General features: G+C 59.5%; 15 protein-coding genes, 1 tRNA gene and 1 pseudogene (1 of these 17 running past the window's edge). 12 read left to right on the top strand and 5 right to left on the bottom strand.

What is annotated here, in order from left to right; genetic code table 11:
- Positions 1-118: 118 nt before the first annotated feature.
- The gene (locus tag DTQ13_RS04535; RefSeq protein ID WP_052348986.1) at positions 119-964 is read left to right on the top strand and encodes a hypothetical protein; all 846 of its coding nucleotides are present in this window, start codon (positions 119-121) and stop codon (positions 962-964) included.
- Between the two features lie 120 nt (positions 965-1,084).
- Here the strand turns inward: DTQ13_RS04535 and DTQ13_RS04540 are convergent.
- From DTQ13_RS04540 to DTQ13_RS04555, 4 genes are all read right to left on the bottom strand, one after another.
- Positions 1,085-1,159: transfer RNA gene (locus DTQ13_RS04540), tRNA-Gln, on the bottom strand.
- A 70-nt stretch (positions 1,160-1,229) separates the two neighbouring features.
- Entirely contained in the window at positions 1,230-1,895 is a 666-nt protein-coding gene (locus DTQ13_RS04545) for a TetR family transcriptional regulator (RefSeq protein ID WP_248461203.1), read from the bottom strand.
- 65 nt (positions 1,896-1,960) lie between these two features.
- The gene (gene proC / locus DTQ13_RS04550) at positions 1,961-2,773 is read right to left on the bottom strand and encodes a pyrroline-5-carboxylate reductase (protein ID WP_248461204.1); all 813 of its coding nucleotides are present in this window, start codon (positions 2,771-2,773) and stop codon (positions 1,961-1,963) included.
- Between the two features lie 33 nt (positions 2,774-2,806).
- Positions 2,807-3,091 (bottom strand): accessory factor UbiK family protein, encoded by a 285-nt coding sequence (locus DTQ13_RS04555; RefSeq protein ID WP_043559260.1) that lies wholly within the window; start codon positions 3,089-3,091, stop codon positions 2,807-2,809.
- Positions 3,092-3,238: 147 nt separating this feature from the next.
- Between DTQ13_RS04555 and rfaD the strand changes: the two genes are divergently transcribed.
- The 9 genes and pseudogenes from rfaD (at position 3,239) to DTQ13_RS04600 (ending at position 9,866) form a co-directional block, all read left to right on the top strand.
- Complete coding sequence (gene rfaD / locus DTQ13_RS04560; RefSeq protein ID WP_081563337.1) at positions 3,239-4,219, top strand: ADP-glyceromanno-heptose 6-epimerase; 981 nt, start codon at positions 3,239-3,241, stop codon at positions 4,217-4,219.
- Positions 4,216-5,042: pseudogene (gene lgt, locus DTQ13_RS04565) on the top strand (prolipoprotein diacylglyceryl transferase). Before rfaD ends, lgt begins: the two are co-directional and overlap by 4 nt.
- Complete coding sequence (gene pgeF, locus DTQ13_RS04570) at positions 5,039-5,821, top strand: peptidoglycan editing factor PgeF (RefSeq protein WP_248461205.1); 783 nt, start codon at positions 5,039-5,041, stop codon at positions 5,819-5,821. The pseudogene lgt and the gene pgeF overlap by 4 nt, the downstream one beginning before the upstream one ends.
- Positions 5,822-5,926: 105 nt before the next feature.
- On the top strand, positions 5,927-6,541 hold the full coding sequence (locus tag DTQ13_RS04575; protein WP_043559269.1) for a 50S ribosomal protein L25/general stress protein Ctc: 615 nt from the start codon (positions 5,927-5,929) through the stop codon (positions 6,539-6,541).
- Between the two features lie 14 nt (positions 6,542-6,555).
- On the top strand, positions 6,556-7,125 hold the full coding sequence (gene pth / locus DTQ13_RS04580) for an aminoacyl-tRNA hydrolase (RefSeq protein ID WP_043559272.1): 570 nt from the start codon (positions 6,556-6,558) through the stop codon (positions 7,123-7,125).
- Between the two features lie 75 nt (positions 7,126-7,200).
- Positions 7,201-8,295, top strand: coding sequence for a redox-regulated ATPase YchF (ychF, locus tag DTQ13_RS04585; protein WP_043559276.1), 1,095 nt, complete (start codon positions 7,201-7,203; stop codon positions 8,293-8,295).
- An 87-nt stretch (positions 8,296-8,382) separates the two neighbouring features.
- Positions 8,383-8,973: a nicotinate-nucleotide adenylyltransferase gene (locus DTQ13_RS04590; RefSeq protein WP_043559278.1), complete on the top strand. Its 591-nt coding sequence runs from the start codon at positions 8,383-8,385 to the stop codon at positions 8,971-8,973.
- 5 nt (positions 8,974-8,978) lie between these two features.
- Positions 8,979-9,383 (top strand): ribosome silencing factor, encoded by a 405-nt coding sequence (gene rsfS / locus DTQ13_RS04595; protein WP_373364561.1) that lies wholly within the window; start codon positions 8,979-8,981, stop codon positions 9,381-9,383.
- Positions 9,384-9,410: 27 nt separating this feature from the next.
- The gene (locus DTQ13_RS04600; RefSeq protein WP_192848650.1) at positions 9,411-9,866 is read left to right on the top strand and encodes a 23S rRNA (pseudouridine(1915)-N(3))-methyltransferase RlmH; all 456 of its coding nucleotides are present in this window, start codon (positions 9,411-9,413) and stop codon (positions 9,864-9,866) included.
- 45 nt (positions 9,867-9,911) lie between these two features.
- Here DTQ13_RS04600 and DTQ13_RS04605 read toward each other — a convergent pair whose 3' ends face one another.
- Positions 9,912-10,472, bottom strand: a complete 561-nt coding sequence (locus DTQ13_RS04605) for a CHAP domain-containing protein (protein ID WP_248461206.1) — start codon at positions 10,470-10,472, stop codon at positions 9,912-9,914.
- Between the two features lie 521 nt (positions 10,473-10,993).
- Here DTQ13_RS04605 and DTQ13_RS04610 point away from each other — a divergent pair.
- Together DTQ13_RS04610 and DTQ13_RS04615 are read left to right on the top strand one after the other, a co-directional pair.
- Entirely contained in the window at positions 10,994-11,641 is a 648-nt protein-coding gene (locus DTQ13_RS04610) for an MBL fold metallo-hydrolase (protein ID WP_192848648.1), read from the top strand.
- A 29-nt stretch (positions 11,642-11,670) separates the two neighbouring features.
- Positions 11,671-12,043, top strand: the 5' portion of a protein-coding gene (locus DTQ13_RS04615; protein WP_248461207.1) for a DUF192 domain-containing protein. The gene runs 140 nt beyond the window's last position; only the first 373 of its 513 coding nucleotides appear in the window; it begins with the start codon at positions 11,671-11,673; its stop codon lies beyond the right edge, outside the window.

Here is a 12,043-nt window from a genome sequence, read left to right on the forward strand (position 1 = left end):
AAATGTTGACCCTCACAGCTCAAGGGAGGGGTGAGAAGGGCCGGTCGTTCCGTTTGTGGCGGCAGTTCTGCCTGTTGGCCCAGTTGAGTGTGACAACGCTGCATTGAGGTGAAGTTTCGTGGCTATTGTAACCGTCCCGGGAGGGCAGCAGCATCAGTATCCTGTAAGCATCCCCACGCAGGGGGCAGAGGACCTGAACAGACTGTTTTCAACCTCCTTTGCATCTCTGGTGTCTTCTTCAGGCTCTGGTGATGGCACGCCGCTGGCCCCGTCTGATGTCGTGGGTAATGGCTCAATTGATTTCCGCATGGGGAATGATGCGACCAGTCTGCCGCAGGCAACTGTGCTGGGTGGTCAGGATACGATCTCCGCTGCCGGGGATGGGACGCGGCTTTCCCTTGGTGGAACGCTGAGCTTCCTTGGTGGTGTGGGGTCCGGTACCCACTCTGTTGGTAACAATGCGACCATCTTCGGGACGGCCAATAGTGTCTATCACTATGCCCGCCAGGGAAGTGCTGGTCAGAGCGTCTTCAAGACGGATCATCAGAGTGATGCCCTGCATCCGGACAACATCCTGTTTGATGCATCCAAGTCCCATCAGTCTCTTCAGGCTTTTGCCGGAATTGGTGATACCATCAAGGGTGGTACAGCGTCCGACACGATCACCGTGCACAATACGGTCAGTGGTGGCACTGATGCTGGTGCTACGTTGAGTGGTGGCAGCGGGTCTGCCAATCTCTTCCAGTTCCTGAACAACAAGGGCGGTCATTACACGATTACCGACTTTGGCAAGGCTGCGGGCAACAAGGTTGGCCTTAAGGCGACGGACGAGCAGATCGGCCAGATGCTTGAGCATCAGACCGTCAAGGGTGGCAACACGACCATCGAGCTGCCGAATGATCAGGGCCAGATCACCTTCCTTGATCAGAACCAGCTTCACCCGAAGGACTTCCAGAAGTTCTGATGGGGTGTCTGCCCTTTCGTCAGGGAGGGCAGACAGCATCTGAGTGCAGCTACGGATGAAACGCCGTTTCCGAAGAGGGAGCGGCGTTTTTTTATGCTCTGATTTTCAGGGATGAAATACTGGCTGGGGCGGGAGGATTCGAACCTCCGCATGGCGGAATCAAAATCCGCTGCCTTACCGCTTGGCTACGCCCCAACGCAGACCCTTCTCTTATCCCGAACGGCCAGAAGGGTAAAGAGAGGGCCGCCATTTTTTGTAGGAGGGATCAGTCCAACACGTTGTTGTTACTGTTTTCCTCAGGGGCAACATGGTCGGGCAGTCCACCCTCTTCTGCAACCATGTCAGCCTGCCCAGAGGCGGAAGATTCCTTCAACAGGCCCATCCGTTCGGCACGGGCGAGCGTGCTGTCCAACACCTGCATCGTATTGGCAAGGTCTGGGGTTGAGTCTTTCTCCCAGCGTGCCAGCGTTCTGGACCATATGGCCAGCAGGCTGTTGAGGCGGATCATGCCACCAAGGCCGTGACGGTCCAGTGCTGCGGCATCAGCGACCCAGCGCAGGCTTTCCATCGTGGTTCCGGCGAGAAGCGCTGCCAGGGCAGGGTCTCGGGGGAGGGTGTGCATGATGGCGCAGATGCCGGAGCGGTAATCCTGCATGGCATCAAAACGCCGCATGAGCAGATCAAACAGCCGTTCACGAACAGTCGCACCGTAACTTTCCCCGCAGAGTGCGGCATCATCAATCTGGCTGTTCAGCCGGATCAGAATCATGGACTTGAACGGGAAACGCTGCCGGACCTGCTGGAGGGGCAGCCCCGCTTCACGTGAAGCATCAACAAGAGAGACACGCTGCCAGCCATGGCTCTGGGCGAGCTGGAGGGTGGCCTCAATCATGGTCCTGTCGAAAAGCGGGTCGTGATGGTCAAGAGTCATGATGGTTTTCCCTGTCCGTGCGGCTATGGTGATGCAGGCAGAGTGGTGTCTGCCTGCATCCGATGTCAGTCATCCAGCTCACGGGACCGTTTGATGGCGGCTTCGGCTGCCAGCGGGATCAGGCGGGGCCAGTTTTCTTCAGCCATGAAGACATTCAGGGCTGCGGCCGTTGTCCCGTTGGGGCTGGTGACGTTCCTGCGCAGGGTTTCGGCATCGTCCGGCAGTTCATGCAGCATCTTGCCCACACCGTAGATCATGCTGCGGACCAGCGTACGGGCGGCCTGTTGTTCCAGCCCCAGGTCCTGCCCTGCTTTTTCCAGCAGTTCGGCCAGCAGGAAGACATAGGCGGGAGCAGAGCCGGCAATGGCGATGACAGACCGCAGGTCTTCCTCATGTGGAACGGGGACGACCGTACCAACCTGCTCCATCAGGCGGATGGCCAGCTCTTTCTGTTCCCTGCTGACATGCGGTGAGGCGTATAGCCCCGTGCTGCCTGCTCCAACGCTGGAAGGTGTGTTGGGCATGGTGCGGATGATGGGCATGTCCGCCCGGCCACACCATTCAGCCAGTTTTTCACAGTTCTTGCCTGCCATGACGGACAGCAGGGCGGTCTTGTCCATGCGGGCACCGAGGCTCTGTCGCAGGGCTTTGAGCACGGTTTCCGCACCGGCTGGTTTGACAGCCAGGACGATGATGTCCGGTGTCACGTCCGTAGTGATTTCTTCCGGTGTACGGAAGACGGTGCTGCCTGCCGGGGCGTCCTGGAGCTTCCTGTCCAGGATGAAGAGGCGTGGCGGGTTCGGGCTGTTGACCCAGCCCCGCATGAGGGCGCCGCCCATTTTGCCGCAACCGACGAGAAGAAGGGTGGGAGCTGTCATGATGGGAAGTCTCCGTTCATGTCCTGTGAAAAATCAGTGCTGTGAGGGTGGGGCTGTCAGGGCCTGTTCCAGCTCGTCCAGTCGTGCTTCGAGCTCCCTGAGGCGCTGTTCGGTCCGTTCCTGCTCGGCCCGGGTGCGGCTGGCCATTTCCTGCACGGCCTCGAATTCGTCCCGGCGGACAAGGTTGAGGGAGAACAGCATCTCGTTGATCTGGCTGCGGATCAGCGTATGGACCTCCTCCCGCAGGCCGGATGCGGCAGAAAACGCCGTTCCGGCAAGGCCGGTCAGATCATCGAGGAAACGGGGGCGAGAGACCATGGTGCTACTCCTGGACATTCAGCATTGAAAACGGACCGTCTTTTCCGCCACGACTCTTTCAGAACAGGAAGCCGGTCTGTCAACCGTCATCCCTGTTTCTGCGTTCTTTCTGTTGGAAGCCGCATCTGGCCAGACTATACAGGAAGAATGATTATCGTCACCGGCGGAGCCGGATTTATTGGTTCATGCGTGCAGCAGGCCCTGTTCCGGCAGGGGCGGCGGACTGTCATTGTGGATTATCTGCATGATCAGGGGAAGTGGCACAATCTTGCCAGCCATCCTCCCCACCAGATCATTCCCCCCCATGAACTTTCCGCTTTTCTGGCAACGGTGAGAGGGGTGGAGGCCGTCATCCACCTGGGGGCCATCAGTGAAACGACGGCCCGGGATGGAGACCTGGTCTGGCAGAGCAATGTCACCCTGTCCCAGCAGCTCTGGCGGTGGTGTGTGGAGCATGAGGTGCCGTTCCTTTATGCTTCTTCGGCAGCAACCTATGGGGCGGCAGACCGGCCAGAGCTGTTTGCAGACGGGTTGGACAGCATCGAGGGATTGCAGCCGCTCAATCTTTATGGCTGGTCCAAACAGGCGTTCGACCTCTGGGTGAAGCGGACGGTAGAGGCTGGGGAACCGACCCCACCACAATGGGCCGGTCTGAAGTTCTTCAATGTTTATGGCCCTAATGAGTATCACAAGGGGCGGATGATTTCGGTCATCAAGGTAAAATATGATGAGTTGATGGCCGGTAATCCCATCCGTCTGTTCCAGTCCGACCGGACTGATATTGCGGATGGGCAGCAGAAGCGTGATTTCATCTGGATCGGGGACGTGGTGAATGTCCTGCTCTGGCTGCTGGAACACCCTGCCGTCAGCGGGCTGTTCAATTGCGGGACAGGACAGGCCTGTACATACGAGGCTCTGGCCCGGGCTGTCTGTGCTGCGGCGGGACGGGCAGCAGAGATCGATTATGTTCCGATGCCAGAGAGCCTGAGGGGGCAGTACCAGTCCTTCACGCAGGCTGACATGAGGGCACTGCGGGCGGCTGGATATACGGCTCCTTTCACAACACCGGAGGACGGGATCAGCCATTACATCAAGGGGTATCTGGCATCAGGAAGGCCGTATCTGTGACACATCCGCTTATCTTCCCGGGGCTGGACCCCGTTGCTTTCCAGATCGGGCCGCTGGTGGTGCGCTGGTATGCTCTGGCTTATATTCTGGCTTTCATCATTGCCCTGCCCCTGGCCCGCAGGCTGGTCCAGCTTGGGCCGAAGGTGGCAACGAAGGTAGCCGTGGATGATTTCCTTGCCTATGCGGTGCTGGGTGTGCTGCTGGGGGGCGGCTGGGTTATGTCCTGTTCTACCGGCCGCTTTTCTTTCTGTCCCATCCTCTGGAAATCTTCGCCACATGGAAGGGCGGCATGTCCTTTCATGGGGGAGCGGCAGGGGTCATCATTGCACTGGCCCTGTTCACATGGCGGCGGGGCCTGAACTTTCTGGCCTTTGCAGACCGGATCGTCGTGGTGGTGCCCATCGGGCTGGCTCTGGGGCGGTGTGCCAATTTCATCAACGGGGAACTCTGGGGACGGCCAGTGGCGAGTGCCGTGCCGTGGGCCATGATCTTTCCCGCTGTCGGGCCGGAGCCACGGCATCCGTCCGAACTTTATGAAGCCCTGACGGAGGGTGTCCTGCTACTGGTCGTGATGCTGCTGGCTGTCAGCCGCCCAGCCTTGCGGGCACGGGCCGGGTTCCTGTCCGGGCTGTTCCTGTTTGGCTATGCCTGTGCCCGGGCCTTCTGTGAGCTGTTCCGCCAGCCGGATGACAATATCGGCTTTCTGGCTGGGGGAATCACGATGGGGCAGCTCCTGTGCCTGCCCATGGCATTGGCCGGGATTGGCCTGATGGTTCATGCCTTCAGCCGTCCTGCCCGGCAGACGGACTGGATTGCAGAATGACACAGCCTGTCTTCTTACGGTCGCCGCTTCTGCCTGTCCGGCATGGCTTCTTTACCCGGGAGGGGGGCGTGTCTGTGGCTCCCTATGATACCCTCAATGGCGGGTTGGGGACGCAGGACCGGCTGGACAACGTGCAGGAGAACAGGCGGCGGATGGCAGCTGCCGTGGGTGTGGAGCTGGAGCGGTTTGCTGCGCTCCGGCAGGTTCACGGAGCGGATGTGCATGTGCTGCGCCAGGTTGATGAGGTCTGGTCTCATACGCAGGGCCACGAGGCCCTTCCGGCGGGTGATGCGCTGGTGACGGACTGCCCGGAGCTTGCTCTGGGCGTAGCCACGGCGGACTGTGCCCCTGTGCTGCTGTCGTCGGACGATGGGCGGATTGTTGGTGCAGCCCATGCAGGTTGGCGTGGAGCTGTGGGAGGTGTGCTGGAAGAGACAGTCCGGCAGATGCGTCTGCTGGGGGCGGAGGGACTCCGTGCCGTGGTGGGGCCCTGCATCGGCCCTGTCTCCTATGAAGTGGGTGAGGACATGCGTCGGGCCGTTCTGGAACGGCACCCGGAGGGCGAGCGGTTTTTCAGCCAGGCAGCAAGAGCTGGGCATCATCAGTTTGATCTGCCCGCTTTCTGCCTGTTCCGTCTGGCAGAAGAGGGCGTGCAGGCAGAATGGACAGGCCATGATACGCTGGCGGAGGAGCGTTTTTTCAGCCATCGCCGGGCAACAGTGCATGGTGACGGGCGGACGGGCCGCCAGATTGCTGTCATCCGTGCGGGGCTGGACTGATAAAAAAATTGTCTTTTTCGCTTTTTTCCGCTAGGGCGGGGCAACCATCCGGCACCCCTGGAGGCCGGTTGGGCATGACAATTTCAGAACGCAGGAGCGTATAACGTGGCGAAAGTAACGACACTGGAGATCTCCCAGCGCGCCAAAGCAGGTAAGGGGGCAGCGCGCGCAACACGTCGTGAGGGCATGGTCCCGGGCGTGGTGTACGGTGGCAAGAAGGAGCCGGCTCTGGTCTCCATCGACCCCCGCATCATCATGAAAGAGCTGCACCGTGGTGCCTGGCAGTCCCGCCTGTACCAGTTCAGCATCGGTGGTGAGCAGGTCCATGCCCTGATCCGTGACATCCAGTTCCATCCGGTGTCCGATGCGCCGATCCATATCGACTTCCTGCGTCTGGTTCCTGGCCAGAGCGTGCATGTTCAGGTGGGCATCACCTTCACGGGTGAAGATGAGGCTCCGGGCATCAAGCGTGGCGGCGTGCTGAACATTGCCCGTCACTCCGTTGACGTGGAAGTTCCGGTCGAGAACATCCCTGAGCACTTCACGGTTGACCTCAGCAAGCTGGACATCAACGACAACGTGCGTTGGGACGACCTCCAGGGGACGGAGCACTCCACACCGACCCTGCATATCCCCAACTTCGTGATTGCCTCCATCGCTCCGCCGACGGTTGACGAGGAGCCGGAAGAGGCTTCTGAGGAAGCAGCTGAAGCCAAGTAAGGGGTATTGCGGTTGTGAAGCTCTGGGTCGGACTCGGTAATCCGGGCGCATCAATGAGCCGCAACCGGCACAATATCGGCTTCATGGCGGTCGATGCGATCGCCGCGCGCCATGGGTTCGGCCCGTGGCGCAAGCGCTTCCGTGGGGAAACGGCGGAAGGCATGGTCGGGCGGCAGAAGGTTCTTCTGCTCAAGCCGCTGACCTACATGAACCTGTCTGGTGACAGCGTGCAGCAGGCAGCACGTTTCTATAAAATCCCACAGGATGAGATTACCGTCTTTCACGATGAGCTGGACCTGGCCTTCGGAAAGATGCGGGTCAAACGGGGCGGGGGAGCGGCCGGGCATAATGGCCTGCGCTCCATGGACAAGGCCCTGCCCGGCCCTGATTACTGGCGTGTGCGGCTGGGGATCGGCCATCCGGGCAGCCGGGAAAAGGTGCATGGCCATGTACTGGGGGATTTCTCCAGCACGGAACGGTCTGAGCTGGAGCTGTGGCTGGATGACATGGCCGATGCCACGCCACTTCTGGCGCAGGGTGAGCATGAGGCCTTCATGACGAAAACAGCCTTGCGGCGGAACTGAAAACAGAGAATCTAACAGGCCTGCGGTGGCGAGAGATGAGCCAGACCGGCAGGGCACAGAAAGGGGAGAGAGCGAATGGGGTTCAACTGCGGGATCGTCGGCCTCCCCAATGTCGGCAAATCCACCCTGTTCAATGCGTTGACACAGACAGCGTCGGCACAGTCTGCCAATTATCCGTTCTGCACCATCGAGCCGAACACGGGGCGGGTGGCCGTGCCGGATGAACGGCTGGAGGTTCTGGCCAAGGCTGGCAACTCTCAGCGCATTGTGCCAACGAGCCTCGAGTTTGTGGATATTGCCGGGCTGGTCCGTGGGGCTTCCAAGGGGGAAGGGCTGGGCAACCAGTTTCTCGCCAACATCCGTGAGGTGGATGCCATCATCCACGTCCTGCGCTGCTTTGATGATGATGACATCACCCATGTCGAGGGCGGCGTGGACCCCGTGCGGGATGCGGACATCATCGAGACGGAACTGATGCTGGCCGATCTGGACAGTCTGGAGCGCCGCAAGGTCGGGCTGGAAAAGCGTGCCCGTGGCAATGACCGTGAGGCCAAGGAACAGCTGGAACTCATGGAGCCGCTGCTGGCCGCCCTGCGTGAGGGCAAACCGGCCCGTACGGCCGTTCCTGAGGGGAAAGAAGTAGAGGCTGCCCGCCTCCAGCTGATGACGACCAAGCCCGTCCTTTATGTCTGCAACGTGGAAGAATCGGCGGCTTCGACTGGCAATGCCTATTCCGAGCAGGTGCGGAAGAGGGCCGAGGCGGAAGGTGCCGGGGCTGTCATCGTCTCTGCGGCCATCGAGGCGGAGGTCAGCCAGCTTGAGGCTGAGGAACGGACCGAGTTTCTGGATGGCCTCGGCCTGAAGGACAGCGGTCTGGACCGTGTAATTGCTGCTGGTTATCGCCTTCTGGGCCTTCAGACTTACTTCACGGTAGGGCCGAAGGAGACCCGGGCCTGGACGATCACGGCAGGTACGAAGGCCCCGCAGGCGGCAGCCGTCATTCATAATGACTTTGAGCGTGGCTTCATCGCCTGCGAAACCATCGCCTATGATGATTACGTCACCTACAAGGGCGAGGCGGGTGCCCGTGAGGCCGGCAAGCTGCGTGTCGAGGGCAAGAATTACGTCGTGCAGGATGGTGATGTCCTGCTGTTCCGCTTCAACGTGTAAGACAGCCTCATGAAGGGGCCTCGTCCCGAAAGGCTTCCGGCGACTCCGCTGGGGGCTGCTGCATCCCGATTCGGGGATGGCCGCCGGATGCGCATCGGCCTGCTGGGAGGGTCGTTCAATCCGGCGCATGAGGGGCACATCCAGCTGGCCCGCAAGGCTCTGGCAAGTCTGAAGCTGGATCAGGTCTGGCTGATGGTGTCTCCGGGGAATCCCCTCAAGCCCCGCAAGGGAATGGCGCCGTTCTCCCGGCGGCTGGCAACGGCACAGGCTCTGGCAGATGGACGGCGCATCATCGCCACGGACATAGAGCAGAAGCTGGGGCAGCGTTACACGGTCCGGACCGTGGCCATGCTCCGGCAGCGTTTCCCACAGTGCCGTTTTGTCTGGCTCATGGGGTCAGACGGGCTGGCCCAGTTTTCCCGTTGGCGGTCATGGCGGCGGCTGGCGCAGATGGTGCCGATTGCTGTCCTGCCTCGCCCCGGAAGCATCATACCGGCCCTCAAGGGGCGGGCCAGTTCCGTCCTGCGGCATCATCGTCGTGATGGAAGGGCGGCGTCTCTTCTGCTAGAAAAAGGAAGTGGGCCGGGCTGGACATTCCTTTCGGCACCTCAGAATGACATATCTTCGACCGCTTTGCGTCAAAAGGGGCTGTTCTGCCCGTCTGTCGATCAGGAGTGAGAACCATCATCAACGCGACTGAAACCCCCGCTTCCGCCCCTCATAGTGATGAGGAAGGGCTGGCCCGTCTTCTGTCTGTCATTACGGACAGTCTGGATGAAGACAAAGCCGAGAACATTGTCGTGCTGGACCTGACAGGTCGTGCCGGATTCGCTGAGCGCATGGTCATTGCTTCCGGTCTTTCCGAGCGTCAGATTTCTGCCATGGCCCAGCATCTGGAACGTCGCCTGAAGGAAGAAAATCTTGCCCGCCCGCAGATTGAAGGGGACCAGGGTAGTGACTGGGTTCTGATGGATGCAGGAGATGTGGTTGTCCATCTCTTCATGCCGGAAAGCCGTGAGCTTTATGCGCTGGAACGCATGTGGGGTGGTGACTTTGATGCGGCTGCGGAAGAAATTGCCGTTGAATGAGGTGGTGGCTGGCGAGAGGGTTTTCTGATGAAGCTCATCGCCGTAGGAAAGCTGAAGGCCGGCCCGGAACGGGAGCTGCTCGACCGGTACTGCGCCCGGTTGCGTCCGAAGCTGGAGATTGTGGAAGTGGCCCAGGGCCGGGGTGCTCCTGCCGAACTGAAACGGCGGGAGGCCGATTCCCTTCTGGCTGCCTGTCCTGACAATGCGTTTCTTGTGGCGATGGATGAAGGGGGCCGTCTGCTGGATAGCCCGGCCTTTTCGTCCCGATTGCAGACGTGGCAGGAGAGTGGCCGCCCTGTCTGTTTCATGATTGGGGGAGCCGAAGGGTTTGATGCCGCCATTCTTCAGCGGGCGGATGCTGTTTTTTCGCTGGGGAAGCTGACATGGCCACACATGCTGGTGCGGGTCATGCTGGCGGAGCAGCTCTTCCGGGCACAGTCCATCCAGACAGGTCATCCATACCACAAAGCCGGACGTCCCTGAGGGAACGGTCCGGCTTTGTGGGACTACGGTCGTGAGGTCCAGTTCTTACTGGAGAGACCGGCTGGGAGCCTCGTCTCCGAAGAAGCTGGCATCAGCCGGAATGGAGGCTGTTTCCATGTCACTGGCCGTTCCTTTGGCAATGACATTGCGGTACTGTATGGAAACAGGGGCAGAACCGTCCTGACGGTTGTAGATGAAGCCATGCGTCGGATAGATGCTGCCGAGACGTTCCCCATTGCCCGGGAGAGCCACACGGACAGCCGTCCAGTCATTCTCAGGAGACACGTCCACCACTTTCGTGTTGTGGCTGATGCCGTTGGAGGCCCAGTGTGCCTGGTCGATCATGATGGTCCGGCTGTCGATCTGCCGACGGACAACGGCAACATGCCCAAGTGGCATACGGCGTGTGGGACGGAAGCTGAGGACAGCACCGGGCTCGGGCTGCTGGCCACGGGCGTACATGCCTTCAGCATTGCGCCACCAGTCCCGTGCATTGCCACGGATGTGGAAGTCCGTGCTCTGGTGCACATAGGCAACGCACTGGATGACATGGGCATGACCATAGTGGCGGTAATGCCTGTGCAGGAAGTGGCTGCTTCTGATCAAACGGCTTGAATGGCGGACATGGTGCCTCGCTTCGGCCTTGGGAGCGCAGAATGCTGCCGCAGATAATACCAGACATGATAAAAATAACCGTTTCCCGGCACGGCGCATGATACATCTTCCCGTTCTGTTTGACCGAAGTGGACCTCACTCTTTCAGTAGTTCCGGGAAACTATCAGAAGAAGCCTGTGAATGACAAGACAAATAATGGCATGAAATGGGCAGAGAAACCTGAATAAGATTTAACATTAGGAAATATATACCAATTAGAAATATGTTTCAGGCTGATCATACTCATTTGGCAAGGCAAAGCCCGCAAGAGGCATGGCCCTCCGGAAATGTAAAGGAGAAATGGCTCCAGAAACTGTATTTAGATCCTAATCTTCTATTCGTCTACTATGCTTTTCTTTCTGCAGTATTTTATTTCATGGGTGTGGAGTGTGGGGAAGTGGTGGTTTCTTGTCGGGTAGGGGTATGACGTTGTAGATCATTTCTTGTTTGATGCCCGGAAATGGAAGCCCGTCATGAAATTAACCTTGCGGAAAGTGACCGTGACACCGATTCGTCAGAACTGCACGATTCTGTCGGACCAGATGGGGCGGGCGATTGTTGTCGACCCTGGCGGAGAAAGTGTGCGGCTGGCCCGGGAAGCCGAGGGGCTGCATGTCGAGGCCATCCTGCTGACACATGGTCATCTTGATCATGCCGGAGGTGCTGCCGACCTCAAGAAACTGCTGACGGACCGGCAGGGGGGTGACGTGCCTGTCATCGGGCCGTTGCGGGAGGACCTGTTTCTGCTGTCGAGAATCGAGCAGCAGGCGGCTGCTTTCGGGCTGGATGGCATGAAAAGCGTCACACCGGACCGTTTTTCCAGCGACGGGGATATACTGTTCTTTCTTGGGCATGACATTGAGGTTGCTCATGTTCCCGGTCATACGCCCGGTCATGTCGTGTTCATCCTGCGGCAGGCAGGGCTGGTGATTGCCGGTGATACGCTGTTCCGTGGTACGGTGGGGCGGACAGACTTCCCCTATGGCAATGAAAGACAGCTGCTGGAGGGGATCCGCAGCAGACTGTTCACTCTTCCGGCCGATACCATCGTCCTGCCGGGTCATGGCCTGCCGACCACGATAGGGGAAGAGCGGCAGCATAATCCGGCATTTCAGCACTGATCGGCATGGTGGTGCAGATAAGGAGAGGGATGATGATGAAAAGAGTTTATCAGTGGGGTCTTTTGGCAGGTGGACTCGTCCTGGCGGGTCTGGCTGCTGCTGGTGGCATGGTTCGGGCTGAAGAAACGGTTACGGAGGCACAGCCACCATTACCCGAAGTTGCCTTGACCATTACCGATCAGACCGGGCGCAGCCATGCCTTCAGGGTGGAAGTGGCCAGCACGCCACGCCAGCAGGAAGTGGGTGAGATGTTCCGCAAGGAGATAAAGCCGGATCATGGCATGCTGTTTGTCTGGCCTGCCCCGCAGGAATCCGCCATGTGGATGCGCAACACCTTCATCTCGCTGGACATGATCTTCATTGATGATCAGAACCGCATTCACGCCATTGAGGAACATACAA

The sequence above is a fragment of the Parasaccharibacter sp. TMW 2.1888 genome, assembly GCF_023167265.1.
Lineage (GTDB): Bacteria > Pseudomonadota > Alphaproteobacteria > Acetobacterales > Acetobacteraceae > Bombella > Bombella apis.